The organism is Streptomyces sp. DG2A-72 (genome assembly GCF_030499575.1).
Taxonomy (GTDB): domain Bacteria; phylum Actinomycetota; class Actinomycetes; order Streptomycetales; family Streptomycetaceae; genus Streptomyces.
In genome coordinates this window covers 2159788-2181870 of record NZ_JASTLC010000001.1, presented here as the reverse complement: position 1 = coordinate 2181870, position 22083 = coordinate 2159788, and the positions used below count along the sequence as shown (strand labels likewise).

At 70.7% G+C, this 22083-nt stretch carries 14 protein-coding genes; 7 read left to right on the top strand and 7 right to left on the bottom strand.

What is annotated here, in order from left to right; genetic code table 11:
* Positions 1 to 13: 13 nt before the first annotated feature.
* Positions 14 to 7039, bottom strand: coding sequence for a DddA-like double-stranded DNA deaminase toxin (locus tag QQY66_RS10400; protein WP_301978853.1), 7026 nt, complete (start codon positions 7037 to 7039; stop codon positions 14 to 16).
* A gap of 370 nt (positions 7040 to 7409) precedes the next feature.
* On the opposite strand from QQY66_RS10400, the gene QQY66_RS10395 reads away from it, so the two are divergent.
* The 6 genes from QQY66_RS10395 to QQY66_RS10370 all read left to right on the top strand — a co-directional run bounded on the left by QQY66_RS10395 (position 7410) and on the right by QQY66_RS10370 (position 15012).
* A complete protein-coding gene (locus QQY66_RS10395) occupies positions 7410 to 8315 on the top strand; it encodes an SCO1860 family LAETG-anchored protein (RefSeq protein WP_301978852.1) in 906 nt (301 codons plus the stop codon).
* A 215-nt stretch (positions 8316 to 8530) separates the two neighbouring features.
* Positions 8531 to 9385, top strand: a complete 855-nt coding sequence (locus tag QQY66_RS10390; RefSeq protein ID WP_301987260.1) for a sugar ABC transporter permease — start codon at positions 8531 to 8533, stop codon at positions 9383 to 9385.
* Positions 9382 to 10269 (top strand): carbohydrate ABC transporter permease, encoded by an 888-nt coding sequence (locus QQY66_RS10385; protein ID WP_301978851.1) that lies wholly within the window; start codon positions 9382 to 9384, stop codon positions 10267 to 10269. Before QQY66_RS10390 ends, QQY66_RS10385 begins: the two co-directional genes overlap by 4 nt.
* A 26-nt stretch (positions 10270 to 10295) precedes the next feature.
* Positions 10296 to 11933, top strand: coding sequence for an extracellular solute-binding protein (locus tag QQY66_RS10380; RefSeq protein ID WP_301978850.1), 1638 nt, complete (start codon positions 10296 to 10298; stop codon positions 11931 to 11933).
* 81 nt (positions 11934 to 12014) lie between these two features.
* Positions 12015 to 13055, top strand: coding sequence for a LacI family DNA-binding transcriptional regulator (locus QQY66_RS10375; protein WP_301987259.1), 1041 nt, complete (start codon positions 12015 to 12017; stop codon positions 13053 to 13055).
* A gap of 91 nt (positions 13056 to 13146) precedes the next feature.
* Positions 13147 to 15012: a DUF2264 domain-containing protein gene (locus QQY66_RS10370; RefSeq protein ID WP_301978849.1), complete on the top strand. Its 1866-nt coding sequence runs from the start codon at positions 13147 to 13149 to the stop codon at positions 15010 to 15012.
* Here QQY66_RS10370 and cobC read toward each other — a convergent pair.
* From cobC to cobM, 6 genes are read right to left on the bottom strand one after another with little or no spacing between them, the layout of a single operon-like run.
* Positions 14966 to 16018 carry an Rv2231c family pyridoxal phosphate-dependent protein CobC gene (gene cobC / locus QQY66_RS10365; protein ID WP_301978848.1) on the bottom strand — a complete coding sequence of 351 codons (1053 nt, stop codon included), beginning with the start codon at positions 16016 to 16018 and terminating at the stop codon, positions 14966 to 14968. The genes QQY66_RS10370 and cobC overlap by 47 nt on opposite strands.
* Positions 16008 to 16928 (bottom strand): sirohydrochlorin chelatase, encoded by a 921-nt coding sequence (locus tag QQY66_RS10360; RefSeq protein WP_301978847.1) that lies wholly within the window; start codon positions 16926 to 16928, stop codon positions 16008 to 16010. The genes cobC and QQY66_RS10360 overlap by 11 nt, the downstream gene beginning before the upstream one ends.
* On the bottom strand, positions 16925 to 17515 hold the full coding sequence (locus QQY66_RS10355; RefSeq protein ID WP_301978845.1) for a precorrin-8X methylmutase: 591 nt from the start codon (positions 17513 to 17515) through the stop codon (positions 16925 to 16927). The genes QQY66_RS10360 and QQY66_RS10355 overlap by 4 nt, the downstream gene beginning before the upstream one ends.
* Positions 17512 to 19191 carry a precorrin-3B C(17)-methyltransferase gene (gene cobJ / locus QQY66_RS10350; RefSeq protein WP_301978844.1) on the bottom strand — a complete coding sequence of 560 codons (1680 nt, stop codon included), beginning with the start codon at positions 19189 to 19191 and terminating at the stop codon, positions 17512 to 17514. The genes QQY66_RS10355 and cobJ overlap by 4 nt, the downstream gene beginning before the upstream one ends.
* Positions 19188 to 20429 carry a precorrin-6y C5,15-methyltransferase (decarboxylating) subunit CbiE gene (cbiE, locus tag QQY66_RS10345; RefSeq protein ID WP_301978843.1) on the bottom strand — a complete coding sequence of 414 codons (1242 nt, stop codon included), beginning with the start codon at positions 20427 to 20429 and terminating at the stop codon, positions 19188 to 19190. Before cbiE ends, cobJ begins: the two co-directional genes overlap by 4 nt.
* Positions 20426 to 21244, bottom strand: a complete 819-nt coding sequence (cobM, locus tag QQY66_RS10340; RefSeq protein ID WP_301978842.1) for a precorrin-4 C(11)-methyltransferase — start codon at positions 21242 to 21244, stop codon at positions 20426 to 20428. Before cobM ends, cbiE begins: the two co-directional genes overlap by 4 nt.
* A 117-nt stretch (positions 21245 to 21361) precedes the next feature.
* Between cobM and QQY66_RS10335 the strand changes: the two genes are divergently transcribed.
* A complete protein-coding gene (locus QQY66_RS10335) occupies positions 21362 to 22078 on the top strand; it encodes a ZIP family metal transporter (RefSeq protein ID WP_301978841.1) in 717 nt (238 codons plus the stop codon).
* Positions 22079 to 22083 lie beyond the last annotated feature (5 nt).

The following is a 22083-nucleotide window of genomic DNA, read 5'->3' as shown; positions in this document are numbered from 1 at the left end:
CGGACCACAGCCCTCATCGGGCCCGGCCCCTCAACGGTACATTCGTCATTCCACCGGTCGCGTTCGGGAACCACACGTTCAGCATCGAGCCCTCCGGGAGGATGGCCCCGACCGCGCTGGTGCAGGAGAAGGGACCTGTGCAGGGGCCTCCCCGGTGGTTGATCACCAGGTCCGCGTTCTGCACTCCGTGCTGGCGCATGAACCACGCCACCGTGGTCTCCACGTGCGTGGCCGAAGCGTGCGGTCCCGAGCGGGGGTTGGGGATGTCCGGCGAGCCCATCAGGAAGTCGTTGATGTCGTCCGTGACACCGCTGCGGCCGCTCTGTATCGCATTGCCGACCGGAGTGACCCCGCTGCTTCCGATGTTGACGACCTGGCCCCTGGTGGGATCACCGGGGCCACGCGAACCGAGGTTCTGCGCGACACCTTCGAGAGTGCCGCAGTTGTGCACCACGACCGGCGTGGCACCGGCCATCACCTGATACGTGTGCACACCCGCGACGGTCAGGTTGTGAACCGTCGTCTCGGCCGTCCGGGCCTCGACCGCCGTGATCCGGATCCAGCTGCCGCTGCCCGTGCTCAGCCACTGGCCGGGCTTCAGGTCGCCGGCGTCCGCCCACTGGCCGACGTCGGGGAGCCAGAAGGGGTGGCCTTCCGTGGCGGTGATGGTGGACGTCGGGCCGCCGTCGCTGCCGTCGGTGTCGACCGTGAGGGTGACGAGGTGCTTGGTGCCGTCGCCGGTGATGGTGCGGGTGACCGTGCGGGTCTGGGCGTCGTCGGTCTCCACGTCGGACGCGGCGACCTTGTCACCGACCCGCACATCCTCGATGGCCTTGGTCGTGCCGTCGGCCATCAGGACCTTCGTGCCCGTCGTGAAGCTGTTGCCGACGCGGCAGGCGGCACCGCTGGCCGGGGGTGCTTCCGGGACCTTCGGCGGAGCCGGGGCGGGAGCCGCGGCCGGTGCCGGGGCTGCCGGTGCCGGGTTGGCGGGCGCCGGATCGGCCGGTGCCGGGTCCTTCGGGGCGCTGGGCGCGTCCGGGGCCGCACCGCCGGGCGGCGCCGCGTTGTCCGTCGTACGCCGGACGTCGTTCGCGGTGTCCGCCGCGTCCAGGATCTCGTCGCCGTACTTGACCGCCTTGGCCGCGGTCGCCCCGTATCCCGCGAACGGGATCGCCGACGCGCAGGACAGGCCCGCGTCGAGGTAGTTGCCCTCGGCCGCGTACCAGCCGCAGTTGGCCAGGTCCGCGACCTCGCCGACGACCGGGATCAGGCCGACGACATCCAGCGCGATGTGCCCGATGTCCGACCACGACATGCCGAACAGGTGGCCGTCGATCTCGATGAACGAGACCGGGTTGCCGCCCGCGAAGGCGTAACGGTTGCCGGTGAACGGGTCCGTGGTCAGGCCCATGTCCGCCAGCGCGCCGCCGTACATGTCGCGCGTCAGGAAGCGGTTCAGACCCGGGTCGTAGGTCCTGAAGCCCATGTCGTACGTGCCCGAACCGGTGTCGTAGCGCTTGCCGTTGAAGCGGTACGAGTTGTACGGGTCCTCCGGCTCCTCCCCGCCGGCACCGGGCTTGTCGGGGCCGCTGAACTGGGCTGCGTCGTTCTTGCCGTACGCGGTGTACCCGTACGTCGTCTTGGTGTTGCCGTCCTTGTCGGTCAGCGCCTCGACGTCACCGTGCGGGTGGTAGGCGTACTGCGTCGTCTCCGGGGCCTCGTCCTCCTCGTCCTTGATCTGGGTCAGCTTCTGGCCCCAGGAGGCGTACTGGAACGCCGTCACCCCCTCGTCGGTCACCTCCTCCCGCAGCGAGTGGGAGGTGATGCCGAGGTAGGTGAAGAGCGTCTTCTTCGCGTCGTCGCCCTCGCCCGCCGTCTCACGGACCGTGCGGTCGAACGCGTCGTACGTCATGCGCGTGGTCTTGGCGGCCTCGCCGCTGCCCGCGGTCATCGAGACGGGGCGGTCGAAGCCGTCGTAGCGGGTCTTCTGGATCGTCTCGCCGCCGAAGGAGACGGTGTCGAGACGGCCCAGCGGGTCGTAGTTGTACGTCGAGGACGCGCCGTCGGCCGTGGAGGTGAGCAGCCGGTTGCGGTCGTAGCGGTGGGTGGTCGTGGTGCCGTCGACGACCTGCCGGACCACGTTTCCGGCCGAGTCGTGCCGGTACTCCTCCGTCGCCTCGTCGTCGCCGGACTTGGCGACCTTGGCGATGCGGTCCTGCGGGTCGTAGGTGTACGCGTAGGTGTTGTCGATGGTGTCGCCGTGGTCGTCGGCGTCCATCAGCTTCAGGACGTCCTCGGTGCGGTGACCGTTGGCGTTGTACTTCAGCGCGTGCTCGGCGACGACCGTGCCGTCGGCCTTCTTCTCGCTGGTCTGCTTCGTCGCACCGTCGAGGTAGTAGTCGAAGGTGACGACGTTGCCGTTGGGCTTGGTCTGCTTGGCCGGTTCGCCCCGGGCGGTGTAGTCCAGCGTCGTGATCTGCTGGTCGCCGGCCGTGGGTGAGTCGGCGTTGGTGATCCGGTGCACTCGGTCCAGGACGTCGTACTCCAGCTTGCTCCACGTCAGGTCGTGCTGCGTGGTGAGCGTGTTGCCGTTGGCGTCGTAGGTCAGCTCGGTGGTGTCGCGGACCGTGTCGCCGTCGTGCTCGACGACCTTGGTGAGCTGGTTGAGACCGTCGTACTGCAGGGTGTAGCGGTCGGTCTCGACGCCGGGGCTGCGGTCGACGATCTCGGTCTGGTTGCCGTTGGCGTCGTAGCGGTAGGAGAAATCCTTCTGCTCGTTGTCGGTGTCGCCGGAGTTGTCGCGCACCAGCCGCACCGCGTCCGCGACGACCGTGCCGGTCGCCTTGTCGGTGAGCGTGACCGCCTGGCCGGTGTTCTCGTCGAAGGCGTACTTGCCCAACGACCGCCACTCACCGGGCAGTTCGGTCTGGTCGAGCGTCCTGGTCCCGGTGCCGTCCTTGTGCTTGATCTCGTACGTGGCGTCCTTCGCCGCGCCGTCGACCTTCGGGTACCGGACGTAGACCGTGTAGTCGCCGTTCTGCGGGATGTTCAGCTGCCACGCGAACCGGGACTCGCCGGTGCCCGCGGCGTGCGTGTGCACATTGAAGCCGTAGTTGCCGTCCACGGCCTGCTCGGTCCATGTGCCCTGCGTCGCCGTGTTGTTGACGTCGGAGTTGTCGACCAGCGCGACCTGCAGACCGACCGGGACACCGTCGTCCGAGCGGGACTTCATCGCGCCGCTCGGGTAGAACGCGGTGTCGAGCGTGCGCGAGACCGAACCGCCCGCGCTCGTGAGCGTGTTCTGGATCTGCTGGCCCAGCTCGTTGTACCGGTAGCTGTTCTTGATGTCGAAGGCGTCCGTGGACGTCTTGATCCAACCGGTGTCGAAGTAGGTGTAGCGCGTCTCGTTGCGGACCGTCTGGCCCTCCGAGGGCGGCGCGCTGACCTTGGTCAGCCGGCTCACGTTGTCGTACTCGTACGTCGTGCGGTCCGGTGTGTTGTAGCGCTCGTCGTCCGGGTCGAACGGGGTCAGCGTCTCCTTGACCCGGTTCAGCTCGTCGTAGACGGTCTCGGCGGCGAAGTCCTTCGGGTCGTCGGTCTCCATACCGCGCGGGGTGATGACCCGGGTCTGGTTGCCGACCTCGTCGTACTCGAAGCGGGTGGTGCGCACCACGTCCTCGTCGTGCGGCGAACGGGCCTCGACGAGCGCGGCGCGGGCGTCCAGCACCATCTCGGTGCGGTTGCCGTCCGCGTCGGTGGTGGCGGTGGTCAGGCCGTCCCAGTCGTAGGTGCTGGTGGTGGACTCGCCGGCCGCGTCGGTCGTCTCCAGCAGCCGATGGTCGAGGTCGTAGCGGAACCTGGAGGTGTAGTCGTCCGGGTCCTCGGTCTGGTTCTTGCGGGCGTCGACGACCTTCACCAGGTCACCGACGTCGTTGTAGACGGCGCTGGCCCGGCCGCCGGCCGCGTTGACCGCTTCGACGGGCTCGTAGATCTCGTTGTACCTGGTCGTCGAGGTGAAGTCGCCCGGCTCCTCGGTCAGATTGCCCTTCGGCTCGGTCGAGCTGAGGAGGTTGCCGACCTTGTCGTAGGTGAAGGTCGACACGCGCGGGGCGGCGCCCTCCTCGTCGCCGGGCTGGTCCTGCCGGACGCGCTGGTCGGCCGCGTCGAACGTGCTGGTGGTCTCCACCCCGTTCGGCGCGGTGAACTTCAGGGTGTTGTCGTTCGGGTCGTACTGAGGCGCCGGCGTGACGATGAACTCGCCGGCCTCCTGGTCCAGCGGCGCCCGGTTCTCCAGCGGACGCCCGAAGACGTCGTACGTCTGGGTCGTGGTCGCCCCGTTGGCCTCCTCCAGCTCGGTGACGTTGCCGCGTACGTCGTACGTGGTCAGCGTGCGGTTGCCGAGCGCGTCCTCGATGACGCGGGGATAGCCGGACGGGTCGTAGTCCGTGAACCGGGTGGTGTGCTCGTTGGCGTCGGTCGCGGAGGTCATCCGGCCGCGCGCGTCGTAGGTGTTGGTGGAGGTGAAGTCGTCGGCGGGCTCGGACTCGACGCCCTTGGGGTCGGTGACCGAGGTCAGATTGCCCGCGCTGTCGTAGCCGAAGCGCCAGGCGCGGCCCTCCGGGGAGATGCGCTGGACCAGGTCGGCGATATAGCCGTCCTCGCCGGTGGCGTAGGTCAGTTCGGTCGCGGGACGGTCGTTCTTGACGGACTCGGCGTCCCTGAGGTGGAGCGGATAGCCCGTCTTGGGGTCGTACTTCCAGGTGCGGGCGGCGCCGTTGTTCTCCTCCAGGCGCGTCACGTTGTTGTCCGCGTCCCAGGCGAGCTTCGTCGTCTGCTGCTTGGCGTTGGTCAGCTTCACCGGGCGGCCGTAGCTGTCCAGCAGCTGGGTGCCCGCGTTGTTCTCGGCGTCGGTGACGACCGTGCGGACCTGCTTGCCGTCGTGGCCGTCGGCGTCCTCGTACCGGTAGCGGGTGAGACCGCCGAGCCGGTCCTTGACCGCCTTGGTGTACCCGAGGAAGTGCAGCTGGTCCTTGTCGTCGTGCGGGCCGACATAGTCCAGCTTGGTGGTGTGGCCGCGCGGGTCGGTGACCTCGGTCAGCTTCACCGAGGGCAGGTCGAGTTCCTTGCCGTAGCCGAAGTTGAAGACCTTGCGCAGCTTGGCGTCGGCGTTCGCGCCGTCCGTCAGGCGGCCGAGGCGGCCGTGCTCGGTGTACGTGAAGTCGACGCGGCGCCCGGAGATGTCCGTCACCGACTGGACCTTGCCGGTGATGAACGGGTTCAACAGGTGGTCGCCGGTGCGCAGTTCACCGTCCTCGTCGAGGTATGAGTACGCCTCGCCCTTCTCCCAGTAGCCGAGGGTGAGCGTGCGCCGGCCCTCGGCGTCGGTGACGTACTTCAGCAGCTTCTCGCCGAGCAGCTGCTTCTCGTACGTGAACTCCATCCGGTTGCCGTTGCGGTCCACCATCGCGCTCGGATAGCCGTCGCAGTCGAAGAGGAACCGCGTGCGGTCCGGGCGCAGGAACTCCCACGCCTCGCGCTCGTGCGGATGCAGCAGGCAGTGCTTCTCCAGCTGCCTGACCCGGAAGTGCACCCCGGACGGGGAGTCCCAGCCGCCCTTCTTGTTCTTGCTGAAGACATGGCTGGTGCCGTCGCCGTCGGTCAGCGTGATGCTCACCGGCAGCAGCGGCGACGGATGGAAGGCCAGCGGGGTGCCCAGCCGCACCGGCGAGGACGCCTGCAGCGACCAGCCGGGACCGGCCGGAGTGACGGACGCGTCCTGCGAGTTGTAGGCCAGGCGCAGAAAGGTGGAGAACCCGAGGGAGGGGTTGGAGAAGGCGTTGTACGACCAGACCGCGTTGCCGGCGTACAGGTTGTTCATCACGCCCGAGCCGGCGCCGGTGTTCTTCCCGGCGTACGAGTAGAACTTCTCCAGACCCAGCTGGTCGGAGGTCGGGTATTCCGCGGTCACCTGGTGCTTCGACGGCGGCACGCCGTCCGACTCGGACAGCCACTTGTGCGTGGCCCTGTCGTACAGGTCCCACTCCAGGCCGAAGGTCAGCCGCTTGTCGAGCGGGTCGACGAGGACGGGCGACTTCAGCTCGGCGTCGAAGGTGACGGACTCGCCGGGCGGCACGTCCTTCGGCAGGCCGGTGGCGTCCCGGTTGAGGATCCCGGTGACGTCCTTGCCGTCCAGCGTCCAGCGGTACGACAGGACACGCTCGTCCTTCTTCCACACCGTGCCGGTGGTGTTGGTGAGCGTCGCCTCGACGGTGTTGGTCTCGCCGGGGACGACCCGGGCGGGCGTGAAGGGGAGGTGGTAGGTCTCCGACTCGGGCGCGGCGAGCAGCTTCGTACCCTGCGCGACCTTGCCGATCGCGGGCAGCTCGACCGTGCGCGCGGGGCTGGTCAGGAGCTTGCCCTGCTGGGTGCGGACGGCGATCAGGTAGTGATGCGTCCGGCCCCCGTCGGGCGAGCCGGCGGCCGAGCGGTCGGTGAAGGTGCGGGTGCCGCGCTCGACGGGGGCGACGAGGGTCTCGGCGGTGGGCTTGAACGACCTGGCCGTGGAGCGGTGGACCTCGTACTCCAGCAGGTCGTCGCCCTGGTACGGCGTCCAGGCGAGGTCGGCGCCGGTGGCGTGGACGGTGCGGGGCGCGGTGAGGCGTACGCCCTCGGCGGTGCCGGTCACCCGCCAGCGGGCGGCGGCGGCAACGGCTCCGCGGGTGCGGTCGAGGGTGAGGGTGCGGGGATCGACGGACTTGTCGTCGTTCCAGTCCGCGTCGTTCTTCTCGTCGTCCCCGAACATCTTGTCCCACAGGCCACGGTCCTTCTTGGCCTCGGCGGCGCGTTCGCTGTTGGGGCGCCAGCCTTCTCTGGGGTCGCTGGTGTCGGGGGAGGCCGCGGGTCTCGCCTCGGCCTGGCGGGCGGGTGTCGCAGGAGTGACGGTGAGGACCATCGCTGAGGCGACGGCGCCGATCACCGCGGCACGCAGTCGGGCGCGGCGTGACCGGCCGCGCGAGAGTCGAGGTAACGAGGCTGCCATGTCAAGTGCTCCTTGTCCCCGTGGGCACAGTCATCGCACAGGAATCGCCGGGCACCGACGTCTTACCAAGTCCCACCCAAGAGATGTCAATGACATGCCAAAGAGAAGGGTGAGTTCCGGACTTGACGGAGCGTGACGGTCCGGTGCGCCGTCTCGTTGTGCACTCCCGCTCGCACTCCCGGGTGTCGAGTGCGACCCGCGACTGAACGACGGTGATCGGGTGAAGTCGTGGAACACCCGTGCCGCATGATTCGAAAGCGTTCACGGAAAACCCACGATGGGGTGAAGTGGCACCGGAATCCCGCCGGTTCACTCTCAGTGCGTAATCCTTGCCGGGTCCCAAGCCTGTCTCTTCTGGGGGTCCCCCACCTTGAACGGCACCAGCTTCCGTATGCCCGCACGGCGTTTCGCCACCGTCGCGACGGCCACCGCCCTGGCCGCCGGTCCCACGGCCCTGGCCGGCGCGGGGCCCGCCCACGCGACCGACGACGGCCGTGCGAGCGCCGTCGTCCTGCGCACCGGGCTCGATGTGTCCCTGCTCAACAAGACCGTGAACGTCCCGCTCACGGTCTCCCTCAACGAGGTGCGGGCGCCGCAGAGCGCCGAAAAGACCGCGCTCACCGCCCAGTTGGACGGCGTCGAGGGCGGACGGCCGATCCAGGTGCTGCGCGCCGACGCGGCGGCGTCGAAGGCGACCGTCGCCGACGGCACGGCGCAGGCCTCCACCAACCTCGCCCACGCGAAGGTCCATGTCCCCGGCCTGCCGCTGCTGTCGCTCATCGAGCTCGAGGGCGTGACGTCGAAGGCCACCTGCAAGGCCGGCGAGACGCCGAGCGCCTCCTCCAACCTGCTGGGAGCCGTCACCGTACTGGGCAAGAAGGTCACGGTGTCCACCGGCGGCACGACGGACGTGAAGGTGCCCGGCGTCGGCGAGGTCCGGCTGGATCTGTCGAAGACCGAGACGACGTCCCGTACGGCGGCCGCCACCGCCCTCGAACTCACCGTCTCCGTCAACCCGTTGAAGCTCAACGTGGCCGAGGTGACCGGCACGCTCACACTCGCCGAGGCGACCTGCGAGGCACCGGCGGCGCCCGCCGGGTCGGCCGCCCCGAGCGAGAACCCGGCGGCCGACGTGAAGCCCCAAGGGGCCCCGGCCGAGGACGGGTTGGCCGAGACCGGAGGCAACTCGGCGACCCCGTACATCGCGGGCGGAGCGATCGCCCTGGTCGTGGCGGGCGGCGGGGCGGTGGTGCTGTCACGTCGTCGCCGGAGCTGACTGGCAAGCGTTTTCACCGTTGGTCCATGCTCGGCGCACCGCGCTGACATGGGCCAACTCTGTTTCTGTGTCAGAACTGTTGACCGCGGAATGAAAGCGTTTTACGTTCCTCCTCGCCTCGACGTCCACCAGCACGTCCAGAAGCGAGGGGAACCTTGGCAGCCGCACCGCGAAAACGCTTTCAGGGCAGGGCCACGTCCGTCCCCGTCCTGCTCATGCTGCCGGGCCTCGCCTACTTCCTGCTCTTCCACTACGGCGCGCTCGTCGGCAACGTCATCGCCTTCAAGGAGTACGTCCCCTTCGACGGCCTCTGGGGCAGCCCCTGGGTCGGCATGGGCAACTTCCAGCGCATGTTCGAGGACAGCGCCTTCTGGGACTCCGTCCTCAACACCGTCTGGATCGCCGTCCTCCAGCTCGTGTTCTACTTCCCGGTGCCGCTCGGCCTGGCCCTGCTCCTGCACACCCTGACCTGGAGCTCGGTCCGCCGCTTCGTGCAGTCGGTGGCGTATCTCCCGCACTTCATCTCGTGGGTGATCGTCGTGGCCCTCTTCCAGCAGCTGCTCGGCGACACCGGACTGCTCAACTCCGGTCTGGACGGCATGGGTTTGCACACCGTCGACATCATCGGCAACCCCGACGTCTTCAAGCCGCTCACCGTCGCCCAGGTCATCTGGAAGGACGCCGGCTGGGGCACGATCATCTTCCTCGCCGCGCTCGCCCAGGTCGACGAGCAGCAGTACGAGGCCGCCGCCATCGACGGCGCCGGACCCTGGCGGCGCTTCTGGCACGTCACCCTGCCCGCGATCCGCCCGGTGATCGTGCTGCTGCTGATCATGCGGCTCGGCGACATCCTCTCCGTCGGCTTCGAGCAGATGCTGCTCCAGCGTGACGCCGTCGGCCCCGAGGCCGCCGAGATCATCGACACCTTCGTCTACTACCAGGGCATCGTCGGCGGCGACTACGGATTCGCCGCCGCCGCGGGCCTGTTCAAGGGCATCATCGGCGCGCTCCTCGTCTACGCCGCCAACAAGGTCGCCCACCGCCTCGGCGAACAGGGGGTCTACAAATGAGCAGCCATGTCCGTCCCGGTTGGATGGAGAAGCCGAAGCCGCTCACCCAGGCCGCGAAAGCCGTGGCCCTCGCCACGGTCGTCCTGCTGGTGTGCGTGCCGTTCCTCGTCATCGTGTCGACGTCGCTCGCCTCCACCGACGAGGTCGTCGACAACGGCGGCTGGGTGCTCTGGCCCACCGAGCCCTCCTTGGACGCCTACCGCGACATCCTCGACGGCGGCATCGTCACCCACGCCCTCGGCGTCAGCGCCGGCGTCACCATCGTCGGCACACTGCTGAGCCTCGCCTGCACCGTCACCCTCGCCTACGCCCTGTCCCGACCCGGCGTCTTCGGCGGCAAACCGGTCCTGCTGCTCATCCTGTTCACGTTCCTCTTCCCGCCCGGCATGATCCCGAGCTTCCTGCTGGTCAAGGAGCTGGGCCTGCTGGACAGTTACGCCTCGCTGGTCCTGCCCGTCCTGGTGAACGTCTTCAACCTCGTCGTCCTGCGCGGCTTCTTCCAGGGCATCCCGGAGGAGCTGTACGAGGCGGCACGGCTGGACGGCGCGGGGGACTGGCGGGTGCTGTTCTCGGTCGTACTGCCGCTGTCCAAGGCCGCGCTCGCCGTCGTAGGCCTGTTCTACGCGGTGGCGTACTGGAACTCCTGGTTCTACGCCTCGCTGTACCTGGAGAGCGATCACTGGCCCCTGCAACAGGTGCTGCGGACCTATGTGGTGGCCGGGTCCGGACTCACCGACGCGACCACCGGCGAGGGCACGATCACCGCTCCGCAGACTGTGCAGATGGCGGTCCTCGTCATCGCCACCGTGCCGATCCTGCTCATCTATCCCTTCTTGCAGAAGTACTTCACCAAGGGCGTGCTCACCGGCGCCATCAAGAGCTGACACAAGCCGACACGAGGTGATTCACCATGCCACGCATGTCCCGACGTACCCTGCTCGGTTCCATGGCGGCTGTCTCGATCCCGGGACTGCTGACCGCCTGCTCCAGCAGCTCCGGCGACAGCGACGTCTCCAACGCGGGCAAGAAGCTCGCGCCCTGGCCGACGTACAAGCCGGCGACCGGCCCCAAGCCCGACCTCGCCCCCACCGCGGAAGGTGTCCAGCCCGGATACACCTCCTACCCCGCCGACCTGGTCAAGTCGGTCTCCCGCACCCCCGGCGACGGCTCCACCGTCAAGGTCATGTCGGTGTCGTTCGGCACCCCGCCCAAGCCCGCCTCCGCCAACCGGTTCTGGGCGGCGGTGGAGAAGGAGCTCGGCGTCAAGATCGAGTACACGATCATCTCCCAGGCCGACTACCAGAAGAAGATGGCGACGGTGATGGCGGGCGACAGCGACACCCTCCCGGACATCATCAACGTCTTCTCCGGCTTCGTGCTGCCCCGTGAGCCGGAGTTCGTGCAGCGCCGTGCCGAGGACCTCACCCCGTTCCTCTCCGGCGACGCGATCGCCGAGTACCCCAACCTCGCCAACATCCCCACCCACGCCTGGCAGGACATGGGCCGCATCGGCGGACGGATCTACGGCATCCCGCTGGAGCGCCCGCGGCCGGGTTCCACCCTCTGGATCAACCAGGACATGTTCGCTGACGCGGGCATGGCGGAGGGCTGGACGTCCGACGACTTCGCGGCCGTGGCCAAGCGCGCGACCAGCGGCCGTACGTACGCCCTCGGGGCTGCCGCGGCCTCGGTCTTCGGCGGTGCCGTGCACGCGGCAGCGCACAACGCGCCCTATGAGTGGGCGGTCACCAAGGACGGCACGTTCGAGCCGGGCTATGCCGACGAGCGCCACAAGGCGGCGATCGCCTTCCAGGCGCGGCTGCGCAAGGACGGCTGCTACCACCCCGACGCCACGTCCATCTCCCAGATCGACCTGACCACCCTCTACTACAACGGCACCGTCGGCTCCATGCAGGACGGCTTCGGCGCCTACCTGCCCAAGCACCTGGAGGCCCCGCAGGGCATGACCCCGGCCGCGGCGCTCCCGTACAGCGTCGGCGGCGAACCGGGCGGCATCATCGCGGCCCGCCGCTCCTTCGGCTACACCGTGCTGAAGAAGGCCAAGAAGGAACGCATCGAGCTGCTGCTGCGCATCCTCGACTACCTCGCCGCCCCCTTCGGCAGCAAGGAATGGGAACTCGTCCACTACGGCATCGAGGGCACCCACTTCACCCGCGCCAAGGACGGCTCACCGACGCCCACCAAGCTCGGCGAGGTCGAGAACAACACCAACCTGCCGCTGAAGTACCTCGCCGAAGGCCCCCAGGTGCTGTTCGTGCCGGGCAAGCCGGATGCCGTACGGGCCCTGCACGCCTGGCAGCAGAAGACCGTGCCGCACGCCATCCGCAACGCCTCCTTCGGACTCCAGTCCCGTACGAAGAACGCCCAGGGCACCACCCTCAAGGCCCTCCTCGACGACACCGCCACCGGGATCATCGCCGGGCGTCTGCCGCTGTCCGAATGGGACGCGACGGTGAAGACGTGGCGGTCCCGCGGCGGCGACAGAATGGCCGAGGAGTTCGCGAAGGACTACGCGGCCAACACATGAGCCGTATCGGCCGGTTGGCACGAGACCACGCCGGGTCTGCACCGGCCGGTGGGAGAAGGAGCGCGGGGGATGGGGAACGACATGGTGTCCAAGGGGCGGGTCACGATCCGCGAGGTCGCCGAGCGGGCGGGCGTGTCGATGGCCACCGCGTCGCGTGCGCTCAGCGGCAACCATCCTGTGCCCGCCGCGACCCGCTCCCGCGTTCTGCGTGCCGCGCGTGAGCTCGACTACGTCGCCAACGCGCATGCGCGGGCGCTTGTGGGGGGTGGACGCAAGATGGCCGCTGTCGTCGTCCGCCAGGTCACCAGCCCCTTCTACGCACAGGTCGCCGAGGGCGTGGAAGCGGAGGCCGCCGACCGGGGGTGGCTGTGCGTCGTCGGCGCGACGGGCGGGGATCCGCAGCGGGAGATGGAGTTCGTGCAGCTGATGCGGGAGGAGGGGGCGCGGCTGGTGATCCTGGTCGGCGGGGTGGTCGAGGACGAGGCGTATCGCTCGCGCGTGGCGCACTATGCGCAGGCCCTCGATGCGTCGGGTGCGCGGCTCGTGCTGTGCGGGCGGCCGGCGCCGGATCCTGAGATTCCGGCGCTGGTCGTCGAGTTCGACAATGAGGCCGGGGCTCGGGCGATCACCGGGTATCTGTTGTCGGCGGGGCATCGGCGGATCGTGTTTCTGGGTGGGCTGCCTGGCAATACCGCGTTGGACGCCCGCGTCGCCGGGTATCGGGCCGCGCTTGCCGAGCACGGGCTGCCTGCGGAGGCGGCGCGGGTCATCGACTGCGGGCTCGGGAGGGCTGCGGGGGTGCGGGCGATGACGGAACTTCTCAAGGAGACGCGGGAGTTCACGGCGGTGTTCGCCGGCGACGACATGGTTGCTGCGGGGGCGCTCCGCGCTATTGCCGACGCGGGGCTGAGCGTTCCTGGTGATGTTTCCGTCGTGGGATACAACGACATTCCGCTTGCTGAGGATTTCAATCCGCCGTTGACGACTGTGCGGACTCCTGCGGAGGAACTGGGGCGGGCTGCTGTGCGGATCGCTTTGCGGGATCCCGAGCATGCGGCTGGGAGTCATCACTTGCTCGGTACGCACATTGTTGTGCGCCGTAGTGTCTGTCCGCCGTCGTGAGGCTGCGGGTTGTGTGTGGCTGGTGGCGCAGTTCCCCGCGCCCCTATCGGGGCGCTGTACCACCCCCGGTAGATGGAGGATGCACGCCCATATGACCGCCCCTGATGTGTCGCTCCCTGTTCTCTCACCCATCACCGGCTGGACCCGCGCCCACTGGGAGGCGGTTGCCGATCGGCTGCTCGACGGGGTGCTGCCGTATGCCTCGCCCGGTTTTGCCCAGTACCGGCTGCCTGGTCCGGCCAGTCACTCCGGGGCCTGGTCGGACGGTCTTGAGGGGTACGCCCGCTCCTTTCTGCTCGCCGCATTCCGTATCGCGGGAGCACAGGGGCGTGTCGATCCGGGGCTCATCGAGCGGTACGCCGCCGGGCTCGACGCCGGGTGCGATCCGCGCAGCCCGGAACACTGGCCGCCCATCACGGACCGTGCTCAGCCGATGGTCGAGGCAGCGTCGATCGCCGTCGCCCTGCATGAGTCCCGTCCCTGGCTGTGGGACCACCTGGACGACTCCGTGCGTGGCCGAGTGGCCGAGTGGCTCGGCCAGTTCGTCGGTGCGGACGTCAACGACTCCAACTGGCGGCTTTTCCAGGTCATCACCGAGGAGTTCCTTGCCTCTGTCGGCGCCCCGCACAGCCGTGCCGAGATCGATGCCGGGCTCGACCGGCTGGACGACTGGTATCGGGGCGGCGGCTGGTACACGGACGGCGACGGGCGGAAATTCGACTACTACAACGCGTGGGCTCTGCACCTGTATCCGGTGCTGTGGGAGCGGATCGCCGGGCCGCGTGCCGACGGGGAGCGGGTGGCCCGGCACCACGCCCGGCTGCGTGAATTCCTCACCGCCCACCAGCACTTCTTCGGTTCCGATGGTGCGCCTGTCCATCAGGGCCGCTCGCTCATCTACCGGTTCGCGACGGCGGCTCCGCTGTGGGCGGGGGTTCTTGCCGATGCCAGTCCGCTGTCGCCCGGCCGCACCCGGCGTCTCGCCTCGGGTGCGTTGAAGCATTTCGCCGAGCACGGTGTGCCCGATGAACGCGGGCTGCTCACCCTCGGCTGGTACCGGCCCTTTCGGGGGGTGATCCAGAGCTACTCGGGGCCCGCCTCCCCGTACTGGGCGAGCAAGGCCTTCCTCGGCCTGCTGCTGCCCGAGACCCACCCCGTGTGGACGGCGACCGAGGAGCCCGGTCCGGTGGAGACGGCCGACACCTGCCTCGCCCTGCCCGCGCCCGGCTGGCTGCTGCACTCCACGGCGGCCGACGGGATCGTACGACTCGTCAATCACGGCAGCGACCGGCTCCCGCCCCCGCCCGCCACCGCCGACGACAGCCCGCACTACGCCAGGCTCGCCTATTCCAGCGCCACGGCTCCCGAGACACCGGGGCCCGACAACCACATCGCCCTGCTCGCGGCGGACGGTACGCCCTCCCCTCGCGGCCGTATCCATCCCCTGGGTGCCGAGGGCAGCCATGCCGCCTCACGTCAGGCCCACGGGATCGAGACGGTCAGTGTCGTGCACGGCCCGTGGGAGGTGAGGGTGCACCGTCTCGAGGTACCCCCCGGCACAGCCGTACGGGAGGGTGGCTGGGCGGTCGCCGACGACGCCGCGCCGCCCGTCGGCCGCACCGGACCCGGCTGGGCGCTCGCACGCCGGGCCGACGGACTGACCAGTGCGCTCGTCGGGCTGTACGGCTGGGGCGAGGCCGAGGGCGCGGTCGCGCAGACCGTCGGGACCAACGCCTACGGACAGCACTCGGCCACCCCGTACCTCGAACTCGCCCACACCACCCCGCTGTTGGTCACCCTGGTGATGCTCAGCGCCGATCCGCTCGCCTCGCACACGGGCGCGAGCGCGACGGTGGCCGACGACGGAACCGTGGAGATCCGCTTCCCGGACGGCACCCGGGAGCGGGTGCTCAAGGACCGGCCAGTGCCTGACGCAGGGCGTGGAGGAAGGAGTTGACCGTCGCCCGGTCCCGTACCGCCAGCCGCAGCCACTCCGCGTCCAGACCCGGGAAGGTGTCTCCGCGCCGCACCGCGAACCCCAGCTCACGCAGCCGGCGCCGCACGTCGGCCGCGTGCGCCAGTCGTACGAGGACGAAGGGTCCCTCGGCGGGCGCCACGACCCGCAGTCCGTCGAACTCCGCCAGCCCGGCGACGAGATGGGCCCGGTCGGCGGCGATGCGGTGAGCCGCGTGGGCCGCCTCCGCGAGCGCCTGTGGCTCCACGCACGCCTGTGCCGCGGCCAGCGCGGGCGTGGACACCGGCCACAGCGGCTGGGCCCGTTCCAGGTCGGCGATGGTCTCCGGGGCGGCGAGCACGTAGCCGATGCGCAGGCCCGCCAGACCCCAGGTCTTGGTGAGGCTGCGCAGGACGACCAGGCCCGGTACGTCCGTCCGGCCGGCCAGTGCCTCCCGCTCACCCGGCACCGCGTCCATGAACGCCTCATCCACCACCAACGCCCGTCCGGGGCGGGCGAGTTCGGCGATCGCGTCGGCCGGATGCAGCACCGAGGTGGGGTTGGTCGGGTTGCCGATCACGACCAGGTCGGCCTCCTCCGGTACGGCGGCCGGGTCCAGCCGGAAGTCGTCCTCCGGCCGGAGCGACACCCGGTCGACGGTGTGGCCCGCGTCCCGCAGCGCGGCCTCCGGCTCCGTGAACTGCGGGTGCACGACGACCGGTTGACGCACCTTCAGCGCCCGCGCCAGCAGCACGAACGCTTCGGCGGCCCCCGCGGTCAGCAGCACCCGGTCCGGCGCGATCCCGTGCCGTGCCGCCACCGCCGCCCGCGCGGAACGCCCGTCCGGGTAGGCCGCGAGCCCGCCGAGCGAGGCGGCGATCCGGTCGCGCAGCCACGCCGGAGGTGTGTCGGCGCGGACGTTGACGGCCAGGTCGACGAGGGCCGAGCCGTCGTCGCGTACCTCGGCGTCACCGTGGTGCCGCAGGTCGTGGCCGCCGTCAGTGTGCATGGGCGTGTCCGCCGTGATGGTGGTGACCGTGATGGTGGTGGCCGTCGTCGTCCGGGTGGAAGTGCGGCTGCTGCGGCAGGCCGACCTTGTCCTCGAAGCCGGGCAGTGCGACGCGGTAGACGCAGGAGTCGCAGTTCATGCGCAGATCGCCCTTGACGGCCTCCTCGTACCGCTCCATCACCAGATCGAGCAGCTCCGGCTCCGGGCCGATGACCTCGGCCGACCGCACCTCGATCTCGGGGTGCGCGGCGGCCCAGCCCTCGGTCTGCTGCTTGACCCGGTCCGGCAGGATGCCGGTGAACAGGAAGTAGGGGAGGACGACGATCCGCCGCGCGCCCAGCTTCACGCACCGCTCAAGCCCGCTCGGCACGTCGGGCGCGGCCAGCGACACGAACGCCGTCTCCACGCCCGCGTATCCGCGGCCCTCCCACAGCAGCCGGGCCGCCTTGTGCACCTCGGCGTTGGCGTCGGGATCCGTGGACCCCCGCCCGACCAGCAGCACGGTGACGTCCGCCCGGTCCTGGGGGCGGCGCCCGCCCAGGGCCTCGTCGAGCCGCCGCTCCAGCACGTTCAGCAGCGCCGGGTGCGGGCCCAGGGGACGGCCGTAGGTGTACGAGATCCCGGGGTGCCGTTCCTTCTCGCGGGCCAGCGCCGCCGGGATGTCCCCCTTGGCGTGTCCGGCGGACACCAGCATCAGCGGAACGGCGGCGAACCGCCGCACCCCCCGTTCCACCAGCTCGGTCACCGCGTCGCCGAGCGGCGGCGGGGACAGCTCGATGAAGCCGCCCGCGACCGGCAGTCCGGGGTGGCGGAGCCCCAACTCCCGTACGAAGTCGCGGAACGCCTCGGCTCCGGCGTCGTCCCGGGTGCCGTGGCCGGCGATGAGCAGGGCGGGCGGCGCGGTGGTCACTGTTTCTCCTCGGATGGCGAAGTGGGGTGGTACAGCAGGGCGTTGAGCGCGGCGGCGGCGACCGCCGAACCGCCCTTCTCGGACACGTTGCTGACAGCGGGCAGCCCGCTCTCGCGCAACGCGGCCTTGGACTCGGTCGCGCCGACGAAGCCGACGGGCAGACCGATGACGAGTGCGGGGGAGGCGTCCAGCGTCAGCAGTTCCTCCAGCGCGGTGGGCGCGTTGCCGACGACCCAGAGGGCGCCCGGACCGACCTGCTCGTAGGCGAGCCGGATCGCATGGGCCGAACGGGTCAGCCCTGGCCCGGCCTCGGCGTCTCTCAGCCGGCACACGGTCTCGCGCCGGGTGATCCCGGCCGCGACCATCTCGACGTCCACGACGACCGGCGCCCCGGCGTGCAGCGCGGCATGGGCGCCGGCCAAGTCGGACTCGTCCATGACGAGGTCGGCCGCGTAGTCGAGGTCGGCCGCGGAGTGGATGACCCGCTCCACGACCGCCCGGGTCAGCGGCGGGAAGTGCGAGGTGTCCAGGCGGGCGCGCAGCCGCCGGAAGGACTCCAGCTCGATGGGGTGGACCACACGGTTCACTCGGCGCCCTCCTGCGCTTCCTGCCAGCGGTAGCCGCGCGGCGTCACCATGCGTCCCGCGATCTCGCGGGTCGCCGTGTTGCCCACGGTCACGACGGTCATCATGTCGACCGTCGCCGGGTCCAGGGCGGCCAGGGTCGTCAGCCGACCGGACTCGTCCGGCCGTGAGGCGTTTCGTACGACTCCGGCCGGCGTCGTTGCCGACCGGTGCTCGGCGAGGATCGCGAGCGCCTTCGGCAGCTGCCAGTCGCGGCCCCGGCTGCGCGGGTTGTAGAACGTCACGACGATGTCCGCCTCGGCCGCCGCCCGCACCCGCCGCTCGATGACCTCCCAGGGCGTGTGCAGGTCGGACAGGCTGATCGACACATGGTCGTGGCCGAGCGGTGCCCCGAGGATCGCGGCGGCGGCGAGCGCGGCGGTCACGCCGGGTACGCCGACGACGTCGATGTCGTCGGAGGCCTCCGCGAGCGCGGGGGAGGCCATCGCGTACACGCCCGCGTCCCCGCTGCCGATCAGCGCGACGGCCTGCCCGCGCCGGGCTTCGGCGACCGCGGTCCGCGCCCGCTCCTCCTCCGCGCCGAGCCCCGACTCCAGCACCCGGGTGCCGGGCCGCAGCAGATCGCGGATCTGGTCGACGTACTGGTCCAGGCCGACGAGCACGGCAGCGCGCTGGAGTTCGGCCTTCGCGCGCGGGGTGAGCAGATCCCGGGCGCCGGGTCCGAGCCCGACCACCGCGAGACGGCCGCGCGCGGGGCGTCGTACGACCGCACACGTGGCCATCGCCGACTTCCGCTTCGGCACGAGCAGTTCACCGCCGCCGATGAGCGCCGAAGCCTCCGCCACGGACGGCGTGCCGACGGCGGCGAGCGGCGCGTCGGAGGGGTTGGGCACCTCGACGGCGGCCAGCTCCTCGGCCGGGTAGGTCACCAGCGGCACCCCCAGCCGCTCGGCCGCCGCGACGATGCCGGGCTCCTCGGCCTTGGCGTCGACGGTGGCGAGTTCGGCGATGCTGCGGCCGGACAGCCCCGCCTCCCGCAACGCGCCCTCGACGAGCCCGAGCACCTCGTCGACGGGGGCGTTCCGCGAGGCGCCGACGCCGACGACGAGGGACGGCGGGCGCAGCACGACCTCGTGCTCGGCGGGCTCGACCGTGCGATCGGTGACGCGGATCGTGTACGCACCCTGCGCTGCCACGGGGAGCGCAGGCAGCGGCCACGGCACCTCGGTGACGAGGGCGACGGGTTCACCGTCCAGCAGGGCACGGGACACCGCGGGTACGGCCCCCTCCACCGGGAGCCCGAGCGTGTCGAGGCCCGGCAGTCCGACGGCATCGGTGGCCGTGGTCACCACGGGTTGCGCGCCGAACAACTCACCCACTTCCAGGGTGAGTTCATTAGCCCCGCCCTCATGCCCACCGACCAGCGAAACCGCGAACCGCCCGCTCTCGTCGACGCACACCACACCGGGATCGGCCCGCTTGTCCGACAGCAGCGGAGCGACCAGCCGCACCACCGCCCCCGTGGCCAGAAAACACACCAGCTGCTCGCACTCCGCGAACGCGGCCCGTACGGCGTCCCCGACCGGGCCGTCGTACACCCGAGTCCGCTCCGGCCAGGCCGCGGCCAGCCGGTCCCGCGCAGCCGCGCCCGCCGCGGTGGCGGAAATGAGGCCGATCACTGGGCAACTCCCTTGATGTCGTTGGATACTTGAGGCCTGACGCCCCACAGCAGAAAGACGGGATTGGTCGCCGCGAGCCGGGTCACGTCCCCCGGCAGCGGCGCCAGCCGGGACGACTGCAGCAGAACGCCGTCGCAGGAGAACCCGGCCGCGGTGAGCGCCTCGCGCACCGCCGGGACCCGGTCCAGCGCGGCCATCGCGACGACCACCGTCTGCCGCGCCCGCCGCGCACACGCGGTGACGATGTCAGGCAGGTCACCCCCGCCCCCGCCGACGAACACCGCGTCCGGATCGTCGAGTTCGGACAGCACGTCCGGCGCGCTCCCGTGGACCACCTGTACGTCCACCCCGTGTGCGGCGGCGTTCGCGCGGATCCGCTCGACGCCGTCCCCGGTCTTCTCGACCGCGACGGCGGCGGCCCCGAGCCGCGCACACTCGACGGCCACGGAACCGGAGCCCGCGCCGACGTCCCAGACCAGATCGCCGAGGCGCGGCCCCAGCCGGGCCAGCGCGAGCGCGCGTACCTCGAACTTGGTGATCATCGAGTCGCGATGCGCGAACTCGGCCTCGTCCAGCGCCCATCGGCCGGGCCCGACGCCGGGCCCGGCGACCGTACGCACACCCGCCGGGAACCGCGCCTCGTCCAGGCACAGCACCACACTCACCGCCGTCCCCCAGTCACGCGCGGCGGCCTCCCGCGGAGTCACCCGCTCCACCCGCTCCCGCCCGAGGTCGCCCAGCGCGGACGCGACGACGAGGACGCGCTCACTGTGCAGCAACGCGGCCCCCAGCTCGCCCGGACCGGCCCCGGGCCCGGTCAGCACCGCGACCTTCGCATGCGCCCGGCAGACATTGACCGCCGTCCGCGGCTCCCGCCCGTGCGCGCTGACCACCACCGCGTCGTCCCACGTCAGCCCGGCCCGCGCAAAGGCGGTGGCCACGGAGGACACGCCCGGCCGGATGTCGAGCAGGCCGGCACCGAAGCGCTCGGCCAGCACCCGCACGATCCCGAAGAACCCGGGGTCGCCGGAGGCCAGCACGACGACCGGCGCCTGCTTGGCGACGTACGCCTCGATCCGGTCGAGCGCGGGCGCCAACGGACCGAGCACGACCTGCTCGGCGTCCGACGGCAGCCGTACGGCGTCCAGATGCCGCCGCCCGCCGACCACCAGCTCCGCGGCGCCGAGGACGTCCTCGTCAGGCGGCGCCCCCGTCCCCGTACCGACGACCGTGATCATGTACTCGCCCCTCGCTCACGCAGCGCCCTGCGGGCCTCGGGGTCGGCCTTGCGGTAGCCGTGGAAATGGCCGGGGTGGTACAGGTGCGAGCGGGTGCCCTGCGCGTCGAGGGCGGGGCCGACCAGGAAGAGGGTGTGCTTCCAGAGCTTGTGCTCCTTGACCGTCTCCTCCAGGGTCGCGATCGTGCACCGGACGACCAGTTCCTCGGGCCAGGTCGCCTGGTAGGCGATGACGACCGGGGTCGACGTCGGATAGCCGCCCTCCAGCAACTCCCGTACGAGCTGTCCACTCCGGGCGGCCGACAGGAAGATCGCCATGGTCGTGCCGTGCTTGGCGAACTCGCGCACCTCTTCCCCGGGCGGCATCGGCGTCTTGCCGCCGCCCAGCCGGGTCAGCACGACGGACTGCGAGACCTCGGGGATCGTGAGCTCCCGCTGCACGAGCGCGGCGACCGCGGAGAAGGCGGAGACGCCGGGCACGACCTCGGTGGCGATGCCGAGCGAGGCACACCGGTCGAGCTGCTCCTGCGTACCGCCCCAGAGAGCGGGATCGCCGGAGTGAATACGGGCGACCCGCAGACCATCGGTGCGGGCCCGCTTGTAGACGGCGACCACGTCCTCCAGGGACATCGTCGCCGAGTCGAGGATCTCGGCGTCCTCGCGCGCATGCTGGAGGACGTCCGCCTGGACCAGGCTGGCCGCCCAGATCACGACGTCGGCCTCGGCGATGGCGCGCGCGGCACGGAACGTCAGCAGATCGGCGGCGCCGGGGCCGGCACCGACGAAGGTCACCTTGCCGGCGGTGGCATCGGCCATGGGGAATCGGTCCTCTCGTACAAGCTGCAAAGCGGTCTTACGAAGTCGGGCGAAAAGTCAGTGCGTACGGGAGTGCCGGACATGCGCGCACGCAGGGTGATCGGATAGCAAAGCCCTATGGCGGTCTTCGTCGCGCTCGGCGCGTTCCTGATGACGCTGGCCGGCGGCTGGACGGCACAGCGCGTGACCGACCGCCGTCATCTGGTCCTGGGCCTGGCCGGCGGTCTGATGCTGGGCGTGGTCGGCCTGGACCTGCTGCCGGAGGCGCTGGACGCGGCGGACGCGGACGTCTTCGGCGTACCGGCGGCCCTGGTGCTCTTCGTGGCGGGTTTCCTCCTCGCCCACCTGGCGCAACGGCTGCTGGCCGCACGCGCGGCGCACGAGCCGAACGGCCGGACACCCGAGGTGGGCCTGTCGGCGGGGGCCGCGATGGTCGGGCACAGCGCCATGGACGGCATCGCGATCGGCGCCGCGTTCCAGGTCGGCGGGGACATGGGGGTGGCGGTCGCGCTCGCCGTCATCGCGCACGACTTCGCGGACGGCTTCAACACGTACACGATCACCCGCCTGTACGGGAACGCCCGCCGCCGGGCGCTCGCCATGCTGGTGGCGGACGCGGCGGCCCCCGTCGTAGGCGCGGCCTCGACGCTCCTGTTCACCATCCCGGAGGAACTGCTCGGCTACTACCTCGGCCTGTTCGGCGGCGCACTGCTCTACCTCGCCGCGTCCGAGATCCTTCCCGAGGCCCACCACCTGCGCCCCGCCCGCTCGACCCTGCTCTGCACGGTCGCCGGAGCGGCGTTCATCTGGCTGGTGGTGGGCATCTCCGGCTGAGCGGG

Coding starts and splice junctions, on each gene's coding strand:
- QQY66_RS10400 (WP_301978853.1), bottom strand. CDS start 7,039: ATGGCAGCCTCGTTACCTCGACTCTCGCGCGGCCGGTCACGCCGCGCC.
- QQY66_RS10390 (WP_301987260.1), top strand. CDS start 8,531: ATGCTGCCGGGCCTCGCCTACTTCCTGCTCTTCCACTACGGCGCGCTC.
- QQY66_RS10385 (WP_301978851.1), top strand. CDS start 9,382: ATGAGCAGCCATGTCCGTCCCGGTTGGATGGAGAAGCCGAAGCCGCTC.
- QQY66_RS10380 (WP_301978850.1), top strand. CDS start 10,296: ATGCCACGCATGTCCCGACGTACCCTGCTCGGTTCCATGGCGGCTGTC.
- QQY66_RS10375 (WP_301987259.1), top strand. CDS start 12,015: ATGGTGTCCAAGGGGCGGGTCACGATCCGCGAGGTCGCCGAGCGGGCG.
- QQY66_RS10370 (WP_301978849.1), top strand. CDS start 13,147: ATGACCGCCCCTGATGTGTCGCTCCCTGTTCTCTCACCCATCACCGGC.
- cobC (WP_301978848.1), bottom strand. CDS start 16,018: ATGCACACTGACGGCGGCCACGACCTGCGGCACCACGGTGACGCCGAG.
- cbiE (WP_301978843.1), bottom strand. CDS start 20,429: ATGATCACGGTCGTCGGTACGGGGACGGGGGCGCCGCCTGACGAGGAC.
- cobM (WP_301978842.1), bottom strand. CDS start 21,244: ATGGCCGATGCCACCGCCGGCAAGGTGACCTTCGTCGGTGCCGGCCCC.
- QQY66_RS10335 (WP_301978841.1), top strand. CDS start 21,362: ATGGCGGTCTTCGTCGCGCTCGGCGCGTTCCTGATGACGCTGGCCGGC.